General features: G+C 68.6%; 18 protein-coding genes. 15 read left to right on the forward strand and 3 right to left on the reverse strand.

Going from position 1 to position 15,417, the window contains the following annotated elements:
• Window positions 1-31: 31 nt before the first annotated feature.
• On the reverse strand, window positions 32-337 hold the full coding sequence (locus tag AC2YHA_RS12340; protein ID WP_233784617.1) for an aminotransferase class IV: 306 nt from the start codon (window positions 335-337) through the stop codon (window positions 32-34).
• 67 nt (window positions 338-404) lie between these two features.
• Between AC2YHA_RS12340 and AC2YHA_RS12345 the strand changes: the two genes are divergently transcribed.
• Entirely contained in the window at window positions 405-2,315 is a 1,911-nt protein-coding gene (locus AC2YHA_RS12345) for a S9 family peptidase (RefSeq protein WP_487401809.1), read from the forward strand.
• Window positions 2,312-2,968 carry an MBL fold metallo-hydrolase gene (locus tag AC2YHA_RS12350; RefSeq protein ID WP_487401810.1) on the forward strand — a complete coding sequence of 219 codons (657 nt, stop codon included), beginning with the start codon at window positions 2,312-2,314 and terminating at the stop codon, window positions 2,966-2,968. The genes AC2YHA_RS12345 and AC2YHA_RS12350 overlap by 4 nt, the downstream gene beginning before the upstream one ends.
• A 128-nt stretch (window positions 2,969-3,096) precedes the next feature.
• Here AC2YHA_RS12350 and AC2YHA_RS12355 read toward each other — a convergent pair whose 3' ends face one another.
• Complete coding sequence (locus AC2YHA_RS12355; RefSeq protein WP_233784614.1) at window positions 3,097-3,531, reverse strand: MAPEG family protein; 435 nt, start codon at window positions 3,529-3,531, stop codon at window positions 3,097-3,099.
• Window positions 3,532-3,766: 235 nt separating this feature from the next.
• On the opposite strand from AC2YHA_RS12355, the gene rpmF reads away from it, so the two are divergent.
• From rpmF to AC2YHA_RS12380, 5 genes are all read left to right on the forward strand, one after another.
• The gene (gene rpmF / locus AC2YHA_RS12360; RefSeq protein ID WP_233784613.1) at window positions 3,767-3,946 is read left to right on the forward strand and encodes a 50S ribosomal protein L32; all 180 of its coding nucleotides are present in this window, start codon (window positions 3,767-3,769) and stop codon (window positions 3,944-3,946) included.
• Between the two features lie 32 nt (window positions 3,947-3,978).
• Window positions 3,979-5,010 (forward strand): phosphate acyltransferase PlsX, encoded by a 1,032-nt coding sequence (gene plsX / locus AC2YHA_RS12365; protein ID WP_487402303.1) that lies wholly within the window; start codon window positions 3,979-3,981, stop codon window positions 5,008-5,010.
• A gap of 11 nt (window positions 5,011-5,021) precedes the next feature.
• A complete protein-coding gene (locus AC2YHA_RS12370; protein ID WP_487401811.1) occupies window positions 5,022-5,987 on the forward strand; it encodes a beta-ketoacyl-ACP synthase III in 966 nt (321 codons plus the stop codon).
• A gap of 233 nt (window positions 5,988-6,220) precedes the next feature.
• Window positions 6,221-6,520: an integration host factor subunit alpha gene (locus AC2YHA_RS12375; protein ID WP_233784611.1), complete on the forward strand. Its 300-nt coding sequence runs from the start codon at window positions 6,221-6,223 to the stop codon at window positions 6,518-6,520.
• An 8-nt stretch (window positions 6,521-6,528) separates the two neighbouring features.
• Window positions 6,529-6,864 carry a MerR family transcriptional regulator gene (locus AC2YHA_RS12380; protein ID WP_233784610.1) on the forward strand — a complete coding sequence of 112 codons (336 nt, stop codon included), beginning with the start codon at window positions 6,529-6,531 and terminating at the stop codon, window positions 6,862-6,864.
• A gap of 21 nt (window positions 6,865-6,885) precedes the next feature.
• Here AC2YHA_RS12380 and AC2YHA_RS12385 read toward each other — a convergent pair whose 3' ends face one another.
• Window positions 6,886-7,275, reverse strand: a complete 390-nt coding sequence (locus AC2YHA_RS12385; protein WP_487401812.1) for a hypothetical protein — start codon at window positions 7,273-7,275, stop codon at window positions 6,886-6,888.
• Between the two features lie 153 nt (window positions 7,276-7,428).
• Here AC2YHA_RS12385 and sucC point away from each other — a divergent pair, with 153 nt between their 5' ends.
• From sucC to AC2YHA_RS12425, 8 genes are all read left to right on the forward strand, one after another.
• Entirely contained in the window at window positions 7,429-8,628 is a 1,200-nt protein-coding gene (gene sucC / locus AC2YHA_RS12390; protein WP_233784608.1) for an ADP-forming succinate--CoA ligase subunit beta, read from the forward strand.
• Between the two features lie 146 nt (window positions 8,629-8,774).
• Entirely contained in the window at window positions 8,775-9,524 is a 750-nt protein-coding gene (locus AC2YHA_RS12395) for an electron transfer flavoprotein subunit beta/FixA family protein (protein WP_487401813.1), read from the forward strand.
• Window positions 9,521-10,450, forward strand: coding sequence for an electron transfer flavoprotein subunit alpha/FixB family protein (locus tag AC2YHA_RS12400; RefSeq protein ID WP_487401814.1), 930 nt, complete (start codon window positions 9,521-9,523; stop codon window positions 10,448-10,450). The genes AC2YHA_RS12395 and AC2YHA_RS12400 overlap by 4 nt, the downstream gene beginning before the upstream one ends.
• A gap of 17 nt (window positions 10,451-10,467) precedes the next feature.
• Window positions 10,468-11,580 carry a sialidase family protein gene (locus tag AC2YHA_RS12405; protein ID WP_487401815.1) on the forward strand — a complete coding sequence of 371 codons (1,113 nt, stop codon included), beginning with the start codon at window positions 10,468-10,470 and terminating at the stop codon, window positions 11,578-11,580.
• Window positions 11,581-11,615: 35 nt separating this feature from the next.
• Window positions 11,616-12,338, forward strand: coding sequence for an SGNH/GDSL hydrolase family protein (locus AC2YHA_RS12410; protein WP_487401816.1), 723 nt, complete (start codon window positions 11,616-11,618; stop codon window positions 12,336-12,338).
• The gene (locus AC2YHA_RS12415) at window positions 12,335-12,880 is read left to right on the forward strand and encodes an AAA family ATPase (RefSeq protein WP_487401817.1); all 546 of its coding nucleotides are present in this window, start codon (window positions 12,335-12,337) and stop codon (window positions 12,878-12,880) included. The genes AC2YHA_RS12410 and AC2YHA_RS12415 overlap by 4 nt, the downstream gene beginning before the upstream one ends.
• 185 nt (window positions 12,881-13,065) lie before the next feature.
• Window positions 13,066-14,307, forward strand: a complete 1,242-nt coding sequence (locus AC2YHA_RS12420; RefSeq protein WP_487401818.1) for a dipeptidase — start codon at window positions 13,066-13,068, stop codon at window positions 14,305-14,307.
• Between the two features lie 92 nt (window positions 14,308-14,399).
• Complete coding sequence (locus tag AC2YHA_RS12425; protein WP_487401819.1) at window positions 14,400-15,368, forward strand: LysR substrate-binding domain-containing protein; 969 nt, start codon at window positions 14,400-14,402, stop codon at window positions 15,366-15,368.
• The last annotated feature ends 49 nt before the right edge of the window (window positions 15,369-15,417 follow it).

The following is a 15,417-nucleotide window of genomic DNA, read 5'->3' on the forward strand; positions in this document are numbered from 1 at the left end:
CACCTCGGAGCTGGAAGGGAAGCGCGCGCGCCTATAGGCGCGTCTCGCGCTCCTTCGCAACCGCGAGCGGCGAAATCTCGATCGCCAGCGCGCCCGAAGGCCCGAGCAGCAGCCGCACCCGGCGCGGATAGCGGATGCGGAAGGTCGCCGCCTGCAATTCGTTCCGGACCATGTGGCGGTTGAACGGATAGTGGAGCGCCTCGGCCTGCTCCTTCATCCCGTCGAGATGACGTTCGAGGTCGGCGATCCCGCCAAGCGGATCGAAGGACATGGTGGCGACAATATCGGGCAGCGCGGTCATGATGTTGCTGAGGACATGCCCCTCCGCGCGCGTCACCGCAAGCCGTTGCCGATCATGGGGACTGGCCTTAACCCTTTGGGCGATCACAGGGGGAAGAACCACCATGCGCCTGACGTTCGCCATCGCCTTGCTCGCCGCCACTCCGGCCGCCGCTCAGGTGACGCCGCCCGCCGCGCTCACCGCCGACGGCGTGCCGCCGATTCCGGAGAGCCTGGCCGATGCGACGCGGCCCTATCTCGAGGCCCGTTCGGCGGCGGTGGTCGACTGGAACCCGATCGACAAATCGCTGCTGATCTCGACCCGCTTCGCCAACACCGCCCAGCTCCACAGCGTCGCCGCCCCGCTGGCGATGCGCCGCCAGATCAGCTTCGAGGCCGACCGCATCGCCGGCGCGCACTATTCCAAGGCCAGCGACGTACTGGTGGTGCAGAAGGACGTCGGCGGCAACGAGTTCTTCCAGCTCTACACGCTGAAGGACGGGCGCCTCGGCCTGATCACCGACGGCAAGAGCCGCAACGAATTCGGCGCGTTCAGCAAGGACGGCAAATGGGTCGGCTATTCCTCGACCCGCCGCAACGGCGCCGACAGCGACCTCTATGTCGTCGATCCGCGCGATCCCAAGAGCGATCGCCTCGTTGCGCAGGTGAAGGGCGGCGGCTGGTCGATCCTCGATTTCGCACCCGACGGGCGGCGTGCCGTCGTCGCCAATTACATCTCGGTCGAGAAGAGCGACCTCTATGAGCTCGACCTCGCTGGCGGCAAGCTGACGCCACTCACCGACCTCAAGGCCAAGGTCGCCTACAGCGGTGCGCACTACGCCCCCGACGGCACGCTCTGGGTGCTGAGCGACGAAAGATCGGATTTCCAGCGCCTCGGCACGCTGAAGGGCGGCAAGTTCGCCGCCGTCGCGCCCGAACCCAGATGGGACGTCGAGGAATTCGCGATTGCCGAGGACGGCAGCTTCATCGCCTATCTCGTGAACGAGGACGGGTTCAGCAGGCTGAAGCTGCTCGATCCCAAGACCGGCCAGGCGCGCGAGGTAAAGCTGCCCACCGGCGTCGCCAGCGGGCTGGAGATCGCCCCATGGGGCGCGGTCGCGCTGACGCTGAGCGGGCCCAAGGTGCCGGGCGACGCCTTCGTGGTCGATCCCAGGACGCTGGCAGTCGTTCAATGGACCGAGAGCGAGACCGGCGGCCTCGATCCCAGGGCCAATGCCGACGCCGAGCTCGTCAAGATCAGGAGCTTCGACGGCGAGGAGGTCTCCGGCTTCCTGCTCCGGCCCGATCCCGCCAGGTTCCCTGGCAAGCGCCCGCTGATCGTCAACATCCACGGCGGGCCCGAGGGGCAGGAGCGGCCGGACTATTACGGCACCACCAACTATCTCATCAACGAGCTCGGCATCGCCGTCTTCTATCCCAACGTGCGCGGCTCGACCGGCTTCGGCAAGCGCTTCGTCGGCCTCGACAACGGCCCGTTCAAGCGCGAGGATTCGGTGAAGGACATCGGCGCCTTCCTCGACCGCCTTGCCGCCGACCCCGCGATCGATGCGGGCCGCATCGCCGTCACCGGCGGCAGCTACGGCGGTTATATGTGCTATGCGACCGCGATCCGCTACGGCGCGCGGCTGAAGGGCGCGAACTGCGTCGTCGCCATTTCCAACTTCGTGACCTTCCTCGAGAACACCCAGTCATACCGTCGCGACCTGCGCCGCGTCGAATATGGCGACGAGCGTGACCCGAAGCAGCGCGCCAAGCTGGTCGAGATCTCCCCGCTCACCCGCGTGAACGAGCTCCGGATCCCGCTGATGGTGGTGACGGGGGCCAACGACCCGCGCGTGCCGGCTTCGGAGGCCGAGCAGATCGTCAAGGCGGTGCGCGCGAACGGCGGGCAGGTGTGGCACCTGCTGGCGGCGGACGAGGGCCATGGCTATGCCAAGAAGGCGAACCGCGACTTCGCCTATCTCGCCGGCCTGATGTTCTGGCGGCAGACCCTGCTCGGAGACATGCCGAAATGAGCGAACCGCCGCTCCGCGCCACCATCATCCCGGTCACGCCGCTTCAGCAGAACTGCACCTTGTTCTGGTGCACGGCGACGAAGCGCGCCGCGGTGGTCGATCCCGGCGGCGACCTGCCGCGCATCCGCTCGGCGATCGAACAGGCCGGGGTGACGGTCGAGAAGGTGCTGGTCACCCACGGCCACCTCGACCATTGCGGCATGGCCGGCCCGCTGGCGGAGGAGCTCGGCGTACCGATCGAGGGGCCGCACGAGGCCGATCGCTTCTGGATCGCCCGGCTCGCCGACGACGGCAGGCAGTGGGGCCTGCCCACCGCGCCGTTCGAGCCCGACCGCTGGCTGGTCGACGGCGACACGGTGACGGTGGGCGAGCTCACGCTCGACACCTGGTTCACGCCCGGCCACACGCCGGGCCACGTCGTCTTCCACCATCCGCCGTCGAAGCTGGCGATCGTCGGCGACGTACTGTTCCAGGGCTCGATCGGGCGGACGGATTTCCCGATGAGCGATCATCAGGCGTTGATCGACTCGATCGTCACCAAGCTGTGGCCGATGGGAGACGACACGGTGTTCCTCCCGGGTCACGGCCAGCCGAGCACCATTGGCCGCGAGCGCGCGAGCAATCCGTTCGTCGGGGACGCGGTGCTGGCCTAGCCCCCCTACTCGCTCGTCACCCCGGCCCTGTGCCGGGGTCCACTGCACCGCAAGTACAGCAGCAAGGAGCTTGAGCGGTGGAGGTGCTGCCCGGTGGACCCCGGCACAAGGCCGGGGTGACGGATAGGTCAAGCCGACGGCACCACCTCGACCGGCGTCGCATCCACCGGCGGCGCGCTGCGGAACGGCAGCACGGCGGCATAGACGGCGAGCCCCAGCAGCACCGCCCAGGTCGCACCGATTCCGATCATCCGACCCGGCCGCCAGCCCTCCATCCCGAACACATGCAGCAGCCGACCGGCGATGAAGACGATGCTCGCCGCCCACAGCCAGGCCGAGGTGCCGGCCGCCAGCTCGACCAGCGCGAGCAGGATCAGTACGAACGGCGCATACTCGACGAAATTGGCATGAGCGCGCATGCCCGCGAGCAGCCGTTCATTGCCGCCGTCGCCGACCATCACCTTCTCCGCCATCCGCAGCCGCCCGACTCGCACGCCGATCCACAGGTTGATCAATGCCGCAGCGGCGGCGGTTGCGAGCGCGACGGGCAGGATGACGTGCATAGAGCTTCCCCTAATCTGTTTCAGCAGAGCTGAAACAGGGCGGCACCAAAGCGTCGCACGCCGCCTCGCGGGTTGCAACTGCGGCGGAAATCGCTATAGGCGCGCCTTCGCTTCGCGACCCGCCCGGACATGCCGGCCTGGACGAGCGGCCGGCCGTCGGCTCCGCTTGCCCTTCCCGCGCCCGGGTCGTATCGCGGCCCCGAACCGTTCGAATTCGTTTTGAGAAGGTGCCGAAATGGCCGTCCCCAAGAGAAAGACTTCGCCCTCGCGGCGTGGCATGCGCCGCGCGCACGACGCCCTTGCCGTCGAATCGTTCCAGGAATGCCCGAACTGCGGCGAGCTGAAGCGTCCGCACAATCTCTGCCCCGCTTGCGGCCACTACAACGGCCGTGAGATCGTGTCGGTCGAGGGCTGAGCCTCAAAGCGATTGAGCAGAGCTTGACCGAAATGCCCCCCGGTTCGCGGATCGCCGTCGATGCGATGGGCGGCGACGAGGGGCTGGCGGTCATGCTCGCCGGCGTCGCGCGCGCGCGGCGCAAGTTCGACGGGATGCGCTTCCTCCTCGTCGGTGACGAGCCGGCGATTCGCGATGGGCTGAAGACCCACCCCAACCTCACCGCCGCGTCGGAGATCGTCCACGCGCCCGAGCTGGTCGCGTCCGACGCCAAGCCGAGCGCGGCGCTGCGCCGCGCCAAGACCACGTCGATGGGCGTCGCGATTGACCTGGTGAAGCAGGGGCGCGCCGCCGCCGCCGTCTCCTCCGGCAACACCGGCGCGCTGATGGCGATGGCCAAGCTGTCGCTGCGCACCATGCCGGGCATCGACCGCCCCGCCCTCGCCGCGCAGCTGCCGAGCCTCGGCGCGACCGACACGGTAATGCTCGACCTCGGCGCCAATACCGAGTGCGACGCGCGCAACCTCGTCCAGTTCGCGGTGATGGGCGCCGCCTATGCGCGCACCATCCTCGATCTCGAAAGCCCTCGCGTCGCGCTGCTCAACATCGGCACCGAGGACCTGAAGGGCACCGACATCATCCGCGACGCCGCCGCCCAGCTGCGCGCGGCCGACCATCTGCCGTTGCGCTTCGAGGGGTTCATCGAGGGCAATTCGCTGTCGCGCGGCAATGTCGACGTGATCGTGTGCGACGGCTTCTCGGGCAACATCGCGCTCAAGACCGCCGAGGGCACCGCCCGCTTCGTCGCCGACCTGCTGCGCCGTGCGTTCCAGAGCTCGACGCGCTCGAAGATCGGCTTCCTGATCTCGCGCCCGGCGACCGAGCTGTTGCGCAACCATCTCGATCCCAACAACCACAATGGCGCGGTCTTCCTCGGCCTCAACGGGCTGGTGGTGAAGAGCCACGGCAGCGCCAACGAGGTCGGCGTGGCGCACGCGATCGAGGTCGCCGCCAAGATGGTGCGCGACGACCTCACCCGCCGCATCACCGAGGATCTCGGCAACTTCGAGGCCCAAGCAGCGTGAGCAGTGCCAGCGTGACCCAACGGCGTTCGGTGATTCTCGGGACCGGGTCGGCGCTGCCGCCGCGGCGCGTGTCGAATGACGAGCTCGCGCAGCAGGTCGACACCTCCGACGAATGGATCGTCGAGCGCACCGGCATCCGCTTCCGCCATATCGCCGGACCGAACGAGACCACCGCGACGCTTGCCACCGATGCGGCCAAGGCCGCGCTCGCCGCGGCGGCGGTGTCCGCGCAGGACATCGACCTCATCGTGCTGGCGACGGCGACGCCCGACCAGACCTTCCCCGCCTCGGCGACCAAGGTCCAGGCCGCGCTCGGCATCGACGATTGCGTCGCGTTCGACGTCGCCGCGGTGTGCTCGGGCTTCCTCTACGCGCTCCAGGTCGCCGATTCGATGATCCGCGCCGGCGCGCATTCGAAGGCGCTGGTGATCGGCGCCGAGACCTTCAGCCGCATCCTCGACTGGGAGGACCGCGCGACCTGCGTGCTGTTCGGCGACGGCGCCGGCGCGATCGTGCTCGCGGCCGAGGAGGGATCGGAGCGCGGCGTGCTCGCGACCCGGCTCCACGCTGACGGACGCCACAACGAGCTGCTCTACGTCGACGGCGGCCCCTCGACCACCGGCACGGTCGGCAAGCTCCGCATGAAGGGCCGCGAGGTGTTCCGCCACGCGGTGGTCAACCTCGCCGCGGTGATGAACGAATCGCTCTCGGCGGCGGGGCTGACGAGCGCCGACGTCGACTGGGTCGTCCCGCATCAGGCCAATGCCCGCATCCTCGACGCGACCGCGCGCAAGCTCGGCCTCGCGCCCGAGAAGGTGGTGGTGACGGTCGACGAGCACGCCAACACCTCCGCCGCCTCGGTGCCGCTCGCGCTCGACACGGCGGTCCGCGACGGCCGGATCAAGCGCGGCGACCTCCTCGTGCTCGAGGCGATGGGCGGCGGATTCACCTGGGGCGCGGCGGTCGTGCGTTATTGATGTTGAGCGGCACCGGCCCGCTCCCCCACCCGGCCACCCATAAGATACTGCCGTTGGGTGGCCGGGTGGGGGAGCGGGCCGGTGCCGCACCCGTTTCAGCTCGCTGAAACGAACAAGGCTGTCCGACTTCGGGACTCGTGACGAGGGCGTAACGGCCCTCGGCTTTGCGCGACTCGTCGCGCTATGATAGCGTCTCGACGTTGCTGCTTGGCTTGGCAGGGGAATTACGCCGCATGGACATGTCCGGAACGCTGACTCGGGCCGATCTTGCCGAAGCGCTGCACCATGAGGTGGGGCTGTCGCGGGCCGATTCGTCCAAGCTGGTCGAACAGATCCTCGGCCACATGTGCGAGGCGCTGTCGCGGGGCGAGAACGTCAAGATCTCCGGCTTCGGCAGCTTCATCCTTCGCGACAAGGGCGAGCGGATCGGCCGCAATCCCAAGACCGGCGTCGAGGTGCCCATCGCCCCGCGCCGCGTGCTCACCTTCCGCGCCAGCCAGATGATGCGCGACCGCATCGTCGAGGCCGGCTGACCCAGGCCATGGCCGCGCCGGACAAGGCGGCCGGAGCCTTCCGAACCATCGGCGAGCTGTCGCGCGAGACGGGGATCGCGCAGCATATCCTGCGTTATTGGGAAACGCGCTTTCCGCAATTGAAGCCGCTGCAGCGCGCCGGCCGCCGGCGCTATTATCGGCCCGAGGACGTGACGCTGGTTCGCCGCATCCAGCATCTGCTCGACCATGAAGGCTACACGATCCGCGGCGTCCAGAAGCTGCTCGCGAGCGAGTCGCCGGCCAAGGGCGCGCGCAGCACGCGCGACGCGGCCCGCGCGATCCGCGCCGATCTCGCGGCGGCGCTGGAGGAAGATCGGCGGTAGGGCAGGACGCTCTGACGAGCCCTATCGATCCGCAATCCGCGCGAGGTGCGCGGTGATCCGCAGCAGCGCCAGCAGCCCGGCCGCCGCGAAGCCGGCCAGCGCGAGCACGGCATAGGTCAGCGCCTTCAGCCACCGCGCGATCTCATCCTCCGCGCGCGGTCGTTCCGCCGCGACGGTGCCGGCGGGTGCGGTGCCGTTGACGAGGTCCGGCACGCCGGACGCCCCTCCGGTTTCGAGCGGAGCAGGTCTGGATGCCTCCTCCACAACGGGCATCGGCGCGCCGACTCGCCCCGGCACGGCGTCGCCGAGCCTGCCGCCGGAGACCGAAGCCAATGATCCGACCAGCGACAATGTCGCCAGCACGCTCAGCACCAGCAGCGCGACTCGTCCGAGCCAGTCGAGAGCCTTCATTGCACTCCTCCTCCGGCATGTGCGCGCCGCCAGCAGGTTCACGGTACCGGTATAGCGCCTCTTTCGCCCGCCCGCAGGAGGGGCAGGGTGGATTCGCCCGCCGCGCTGTGCTTAAGGCCATCGAGATTCCCGATCTTCTAAAAGAGGCGCCCCGTGAACATCCACGAATATCAGGCCAAGGAACTGCTCGCGAAGTTCGGCGTGCCCGTGCCCGCCGGCTATGCGGCGATGAGCGTCGAGGAGGCGGTCGCGGCCTCCAAGAAGCTGCCCGGGCCGCTCTACGTGGTGAAGGCGCAGATCCACGCCGGCGGCCGCGGCAAGGGCAAGTTCAAGGAGCTGCCGCCCGAGGCCAAGGGCGGCGTCCGCCTCGCCAAGACCGAGGACGAGGTCCGCACCGCGGCGACGGAGATGCTCGGCAACACCCTCGTCACCATCCAGACCGGCGAGCACGGCAAGCAGGTCAACCGCCTCTACGTCACCGACGGCGTCGACATCGCCAAGGAATTCTACCTCGCGCTGCTCGTCGACCGCGCCACCGGCCGCGTCGCCTTCGTCGTCTCGACCGAGGGCGGCATGGACATCGAGACCGTCGCGCATGACACGCCGGAGAAGATCCACACCTTCGACGTCGACCCGGCGACCGGCTTCATGCCCCACCACGGCCGCGCCGTCGCCAAGGCGCTCGGCCTGACCGGCGACCTCGCCAAGCAGGCGCAGAGCCTGGCGGGCAAGGTCTATCAGGCGTTCCTCGGCACCGACGCCTCGCAGATCGAGATCAACCCGCTCGCGGTCACCGACGACGGCAAGCTGATGGTGCTCGACGCCAAGGTCGGCTTCGATTCGAACGCGTCGTTCCGTCACAAGGACCTGATGGAGCTGCGCGACGAGACCGAGGAGGATCCGATGGAGCTCGAGGCGTCGAAGTACGACCTCGCCTACATCAAGCTCGATGGCGACATCGGCTGCATGGTCAACGGCGCCGGGCTCGCCATGGCGACGATGGACATCATCAAGCTGAACGGCATGTTCCCGGCCAACTTCCTCGACGTCGGCGGCGGCGCGAGCAAGGAGAAGGTGACCGCGGCGTTCAAGATCATCCTCAGCGATCCGGCGGTGAAGGGCATCCTCGTCAACATCTTCGGCGGCATCATGCGCTGCGACATCATCGCCGAGGGTATCGTCGCGGCCGCCAAGGAGGTGAACCTGTCGGTGCCGCTGGTCGTGCGCCTCGAGGGCACCAACGTCGAGGAAGGCAAGGCCATCCTCGCCAATTCGGGCCTCGCGATCGTCCCGGCCAACGACCTGGGCGACGCCGCGAAGAAGATCGTCGCCGAGGTAAAGCAGGCGGCATAAGAATAGCGTCACCCCGGCGAAAGCCGGGGTCCAGGGTGTCTCTGCTTTGTCGCTCGTGACTCCTGGATCCCGGCTTTCGCCGGGATGACGGAGGACAGGTTCGGCTCTTTCCTCCCCAGGAAGAGACGAAACCATGGGAGAGTAGAATGAAGGTCCTGGTGCCGGTCAAGCGCGTGCTTGACTACAACGTGAAGCCCCGCGTGAAGGCGGACGGGACGGGGGTCGACCTCGCCAACGTCAAGATGAGCATGAACCCCTTCGACGAGATCGCCGTCGAGGAAGCCATCCGCCTCAAGGAAAAGGGCGTGGCGACCGAGATCGTCGCGGTCTCGATCGGCGAGGCCAAGGCGCAGGAGACGCTGCGCACCGCCCTCGCGATGGGCGCCGACCGCGCGATCCTGGTCCAGACCGACGACAGGGTCGAGCCGCTCGGCGTCGCCAAGATCCTGAAGGCGATCGCCGACGAGGAGCAGCCGGGCCTGATCATCCTCGGCAAGCAGGCGATCGACGACGACAACAACCAGACCGGCCAGATGCTCGGCGCGCTGACCGGCTGGGGCCAGGGCACCTTCGCCTCCAAGGTCGAGGTCGCGGGCGAGACCGTGAAGGTCACCCGCGAGGTCGACGGCGGCCTTGAGACGGTCGAGCTCAAGCTGCCGGCGATCGTCACCACGGACCTGCGCCTCAACGAGCCGCGCTATGCGTCGCTCCCCAACATCATGAAGGCCAAGTCCAAGCCGCTCGCGACCAAGTCGCCCGCCGACTATGGCGTCGACGTGAGCCCGCGCCTGACCACGCTCAAGGTGGTCGAGCCGGCGAAGCGCACGGCGGGCGTCAAGGTCGCCGACGTCGATGAACTTGTGACGAAGCTCAAGGCTCTGGGAGTGGCGAAATGAGCGTGCTGGTCTGGGTCGAGCATGACGGGGCCACCGTCAAGGACGCGACGCTGGCGGCGGTGACCGCGGCGGCGAAGCTGGGCGACGTCGACCTGCTGGTCGCGGGCCAGGGCGTCGACGGCGTCGCACAGGCGGCCGCGAAGATCGCCGGTGTCGGCAAAGTGCTGGTCGCCGATGACGCCGCCTATGCGCATGGCCTCGCCGAGAATGTCGCGCCGCTGGTCGCCGATCTGATGGCGAGCCACGACGCCTTCGTCGCGCCCGCCACCACCACCGGCAAGAACATCGCGCCGCGCGTCGCCGCGCTGCTCGACGTGATGCAGGTCTCCGACATCCTCTCGGTCGAGAGCGCAGACACCTTCACCCGCCCGATCTACGCCGGCAACGCGATCGCTACGGTACAGTCGAAGGACGCGAAGAAGGTACTGACCGTGCGCACCACCGCCTTCGAGAAGGCGGCGGCCGACGGCGGCTCGGCAGGCATCGAGAAGATCTCGGGTACGGGCGACAAGGGCGTCTCCAGCTTCGTCGGCGCCGAGCTCGCCAAGTCGGAGCGTCCGGAGCTGACCAGCGCGAAGGTGATCGTCTCGGGTGGCCGCGCGCTGCAGAACAGCGAGAATTTCCACACGATCATCGAGCCGCTCGCCGACAAGCTCGGCGCCGCGGTCGGCGCGTCGCGCGCGGCGGTGGATGCGGGCTATGTCCCCAACGACTATCAGGTCGGCCAGACCGGCAAGATCGTCGCGCCCGAGGTCTATATCGCGATCGGCATCTCCGGCGCGATCCAGCACCTCGCCGGCATGAAGGACTCCAAGACCATCATCGCCATCAACAAGGACGAGGACGCGCCGATCTTCCAGGTCGCCGACATCGGCCTGGTCGGCGACCTGTTCAAGGTCGTTCCCGAGCTGACCTCGAAGCTGTGATCCCGGCGCGGCGGCTGGTGCGGCGGTTCGTCCGGACCCTGGCACCCGCCGCCGCGCTGCTTTGCGCCTCGATCTCCGGATGGGCGGCGCCCGCTCCGGTGCCGGCCTGCACCGCGCAGTCGGCGATCCTCGCCTCGGGCTTCATCTACGAGAGCGCGCCCTATCCGCAGGCGCACGCCTCGACGATCGTCGAGACCAGCGCCGGCACGCTGCTCGCCGCCTGGTTCGGCGGCACGCACGAGCGCCATCCTGACGTCAGCATCTATCTCGCGCGGCAGGAGGGCGATAGCTGGCAGACGCCGGTCAAGGTCGCCGACGGCGTCCAGCCCGACGGCACGCGGCTGCCGACGTGGAATCCGGTGCTGTTCCAGCCCGCGCGCGGGCCGCTCACGCTGTTCTACAAGGTCGGGCCCGATCCGCGCCATTGGTGGGGCATGGCGATGACGTCGAGCGACGACGGCCGCTCGTGGAGTACGCCGCGCCGCCTGCCCGACGGCATCCTCGGCCCGATCAAGAACAAGCCGGTGACGCTTGCCGACGGCAGCTGGCTGGCTCCGTCCAGCACCGAGCGCGAGGGCGACGACTGGTCGCTGCATTTCGAACGCAGCGCAGATGGTGGCAGGAGCTGGACCGCGACGGCGCCGGTCGCCTCGCCCGAACATATCGACGCGATCCAGCCGAGCATCCTGGTCCACAAGGACGGCGTGCTGGAGGCGGTGGCGCGGACCCGGCAGGGCGCGCTGGCGATGACCTGGTCGAAGGACGGCGGTCGCAACTGGTCGCCGCTGGCGGCGATCGACCTGCCCAATCCCAATTCGGGTACCGACGCGGTGACGCTGAAGGACGGGCGGCAGCTGCTGGTCTACAACCATAGCGCGCACTATCCCGATCGCCCCGGCAAGGGGCCGCGCTATCCGCTCAACGTCGCGCTATCCGACGACGGGGTAAGCTGGCGTGAGGTGCTGACGCTCGAAAGCAAGCCGATCCGCGACGGCTATGCCTATCCCGCGGTGATCCAGGCGCACGACGGGCTGATCCACATCACCTATACTCACAACCGCACCCGCATCCGCCATGTCGTGCTCGATCCGACGCGGCTGTGCGACCCGGCGGCGGATCAGGCTCCCTGACAGGGCGGTCCGGGGGATTTCCGGAAAGGACAACCATGCTCCAGCACGTTCGCCGTTTCTTTCCGCTACTGCTGCTCGTCATCGGCCTGCCCGGCGTTGCGGATGCGGCCGACCGGCTCGAAACGCTTCGCCCCGGCGCGCTCGTCCTGTTCCAGGGCGATTCGATCACCGACGGCGGCCGGTGGCGCGAAGGCGATGACCAGAACCACATCATGGGGCAGGACTATGCCTATCTGATCGCCGCCGAGATCGGCGCAGACCTCCCCGAACGGCGCCTGCGGTTCGTCAACCGCGGCATCGGCGGGAACACGGTGGTCGATCTGGAACGCCGCTGGCAAACCGACGTGATCGACCTGAAGCCGGACGTCCTCAGCATCCTTGTCGGCATCAACGACCTGCTTTCGGACAAACCGGTGCTGGCGGACGCCTATCGCCGGACCTATGCCGCGCTCATCGAGCGCACGCGAGCGGCCTTGCCCGAGGTGAGGATCGTGCTGGGCGAGCCCTTCCTGCTGCCGGTGGGCCGCTATGCCCCGATCACACCGGAACTCCGCGCACGACTGGCCGAACGCCAGGCGATCGTGGCCGAGCTTGCGCGGCGCTACTGCCTGCCGCTGGTCCGCTATCAGGCCGCCTTCGATCGCGCGATGGCCCGCGCTCCGGCGAGTCACTGGGCTTGGGACGGCGTGCATCCGACCTATGCCGGGCACGGGCTGATGGCGCGGGAGTGGCTCGCAACGGTCGAGCGCGCCCGGTGATCCCGACCGATCGCCTCCACGTCGTCACCGGCGGCCCCGGATCGGGCAAGACCACGCTGATCGAGGCACTCGCCGCCGCGGGGATCGCCACCAGCCCGGAGGTCGGCCGTGCGGTGATCAAGGAGCAGCTCGCGACCGGCGGAACCGCACTGCCCTGGGGCGACGAGCTCGCTTTTGCGGAGGAGATGCTGGTCCGCGACGTCGCCGCGCAGCAGGCGGCGCTGGCGAGCGGGCGCGTGACGGTGATGGACCGCGGGGTGCCCGACGTGGTCGGCTTCCTCCGCGTCTCGAACCTGCCGGTGCCGCCGCACATCGACGCCGCGGCGCACGAGGTCCGCTACAACGCCCGCGTGTTCATCGCCCCCTTCTGGGCAGAGATCTACGCGCACGATGCCGAACGCAAGCAATCGCCGGAACTCGCCGAGGCGACCCAGGCGGCGATGGTCGAGACCTACCGGAGCTATGGCTATGTGCTGGTCGAGCTGCCGCGCGCCGGCGTCGCGGAGCGGGTTGCGTTCGTGCGCGCGGCGATCGGCGCCTGACCCGGATACAGGTAAGCCCCGTCGCTTTCGCGGCGGGGCTCCCTATGACGGATCGTCCACCATGCGGTTTTCAATCCGTCAAAAGATGCTCGTTCTTTCGTTCAAGCGGAGTATCAACGCCGGATATCGAGACCGGTTCCGGGTCCTGTAAGAATTCTGTAAAAAATTTTCGAGGGGGGTTGCCGATGATGATCCTTTCGCTGCTGCTCGCGACCGCCGCGCCTCAGGCCGCTGCGCCGGCACCCGCCGATCTCGCCCGCGCCGAGAAGCTGCTGCGCCAATATCCGGTGATCGACGGCCACAACGACCTGCCCTGGGAGATTCGCGAGAAATACGAAGCGAAGGTCGAATCGCTCGACCTCGACAAGGACACGTCGCGGCTTCCGCTGCCGCTCCAGACCGACATCCCGCGCCTCAGGAAGGGCCATGTCGGCGGCCAGTTCTGGTCGGTCTACATCGACGCCGGCATCACCGGCCCGCGCGCGGTCGAGGTGACGCTGGAGGAGATCGACATCGTCCGCCGCTTCGTCGCCGAGCATCCCGACACCTTCGAGCTCGCGACCACCGCCGCCGACGTGCGCCGCATCCAGAAAGCCGGGAAGATCGCCTCGCTGATGGGCGTCGAGGGCGGGCACCAGATCGACGGGCGCCTGTCGGTGCTGCGCCAGTACAAAGCGCTCGGCGTCGGCTACATGACCTTGACCCACGGCAAGAGCCTCGAATGGGCGGACAGCTCGACCGACGCGCCGCGCGCGGGAGGCCTCAGCGACTTCGGCCGCCAGGTGGTGGCGGAGATGAACCGCATCGGCATGATCGTCGACGTGAGCCACGTCGCCGACACGACGATGGCGGCGGCGATCAGGGCGAGCAAGGCGCCGGTGATGGCCTCGCACTCGTCGGCGCGCGCGTTGACCGACCGGCCCCGCAACATCCCCGACGAGCTGCTGAAGGCGATCGCGGCCAACGGCGGCGTGGTGATGGTCAATTTCTACCCCGCCTTCATCTCGCCCGAATGGAACGCGTGGGACAAGGCGCGGAACGACTATGCCAAGTCGGTCGGCGTGCCGTCCGACGGCTATGGCGACAAGGCGCCGGTGATCCTCGCCGCCTGGGACAAGGCGCATCCCGAGCCGCGCGTCACCGCCGCGACCGTCGCCGACCATATCGATCATATCGCCAAGGTCGCGGGCAAGGATCACGTCGGCATCGGCGCGGACCTCGACGGCATCGGCGGCACCGGGCCGGAGGGGATCAAGGGCGTCGACGGCTACCCGTTGGTGTTCGCCGAGCTGGCGCGACGCGGGTGGAGCGATGCGGATCTCGCCAAGCTCGCTCAGGGCAACATCCTGCGCGTGATGGAGCAGGTCGAGGCGGTGGCGAAGTCGCTCGCCAGCCAGCCGCCGGTGGACGCGACCGCGCGGAACTGACGCCGTCGATTGCGTTTGGCGAGGAGAGCTCCCAAGCTGGAAGCGAGCGGTATGGCGTGAAAGGTCGGCCGCGTTCGACGACGGAGACCGAATTGAGCAGCCGCGAGCCCGGCCCGGGGACGAAGGAACTCCCCCCGCGCAACAGCATCCCGCCCTTCGCGGCGCTGCGGGCATTCGACGCGGTGGCGCGGCTCGGCGGGATCCGCAAGGCGGCGCAGACGCTGGGGCTCGATCACGCCGTGGTCAGCCGCCACCTGCGCACGCTCGAGCTGTGGACGGGGACGGTGCTGCTCGAGCGCGCCCGCTCCGGTTCGGCGCTGACGCCGGAGGGGCTCGCCTATCACCGCAGCATCGCCGCCGCGATCGACCTCATCTCCAATGCGACGCTCGACCTCATCAAGGCGAGCGACGACCATCAGCTCAAGATCTGGTGCATGCCCGGCTTCGCGTCGAAATGGCTGCTGTCGCGGATGCGCGCGTTCGAGATGGCGAACTCCGGGATGACGATCGAGGTGCGGCCGAGCGATCATCAGCCGGACTTCAACCGGCACGAGGCCGATATCGATATCCGCTACGCACCCACCTATGGCGAATCGATCGACCTGCCGCCCAACGTGCGCACGCTCGAGCTGGCGCGGCCGTCGGTGATTCCGGTCGCCAGCCCCGCCTATCTGGCGAGCGCGCCGCTGATCGCGCGCGCGGCCGACCTGCTGGCGCATCCGCTGCTGCACGAGGAGAATTTCGAGAATTGGCGCGCATGGCTGACCGCGCATGGCGTCGCGGTGCCCGAGGACATCACCGGCACGCGATTGTGGCACGCGCACCTGACGATCGACGCCGCCTGCCAGGGGCGCGGCATCGCGCTCGCCAACCATTTCCTCGCGGTCGACGCGATCGAGGCGGGGCAGCTGGTCGAGCTCGGCGGCGAGCACGGCCCGTTCGAGAAGCTCTCGCTCGGCTCTTACCTGCTTATCGCCCGCACCGATCGCTGGTCGAGCCCGGCGATCGCGCGGTTCCGGCGATGGATCGTGGCGACGGTGGCGCAGGAGGAGATCGTCTAGATCAAATCCTCCCCCGCCAGGGGGAGGGGGACCGCCGAAGGCGGTGGAG

It is taken from the genome of Sphingomonas sp. SRI_018, assembly GCF_057586275.1.

Bases quoted from the DNA above. Each gene is read 5' to 3' on its own strand.
- AC2YHA_RS12350 (WP_487401810.1), top strand. From the start codon at position 2,312: ATGAGCGAACCGCCGCTCCGCGCCACCATCATCCCGGTCACGCCGCTT.
- AC2YHA_RS12380 (WP_233784610.1), top strand. From the start codon at position 6,529: ATGGCCGCGCCGGACAAGGCGGCCGGAGCCTTCCGAACCATCGGCGAG.
- rpmF (WP_233784613.1), top strand. From the start codon at position 3,767: ATGGCCGTCCCCAAGAGAAAGACTTCGCCCTCGCGGCGTGGCATGCGC.
- AC2YHA_RS12395 (WP_487401813.1), top strand. From the start codon at position 8,775: ATGAAGGTCCTGGTGCCGGTCAAGCGCGTGCTTGACTACAACGTGAAG.
- AC2YHA_RS12345 (WP_487401809.1), top strand. From the start codon at position 405: ATGCGCCTGACGTTCGCCATCGCCTTGCTCGCCGCCACTCCGGCCGCC.
- AC2YHA_RS12420 (WP_487401818.1), top strand. From the start codon at position 13,066: ATGATGATCCTTTCGCTGCTGCTCGCGACCGCCGCGCCTCAGGCCGCT.
- AC2YHA_RS12375 (WP_233784611.1), top strand. From the start codon at position 6,221: ATGGACATGTCCGGAACGCTGACTCGGGCCGATCTTGCCGAAGCGCTG.
- AC2YHA_RS12355 (WP_233784614.1), bottom strand. From the start codon at position 3,531: ATGCACGTCATCCTGCCCGTCGCGCTCGCAACCGCCGCCGCTGCGGCA.
- plsX (WP_487402303.1), top strand. From the start codon at position 3,979: ATGCCCCCCGGTTCGCGGATCGCCGTCGATGCGATGGGCGGCGACGAG.
- AC2YHA_RS12385 (WP_487401812.1), bottom strand. From the start codon at position 7,275: ATGAAGGCTCTCGACTGGCTCGGACGAGTCGCGCTGCTGGTGCTGAGC.
- AC2YHA_RS12400 (WP_487401814.1), top strand. From the start codon at position 9,521: ATGAGCGTGCTGGTCTGGGTCGAGCATGACGGGGCCACCGTCAAGGAC.
- AC2YHA_RS12410 (WP_487401816.1), top strand. From the start codon at position 11,616: ATGCTCCAGCACGTTCGCCGTTTCTTTCCGCTACTGCTGCTCGTCATC.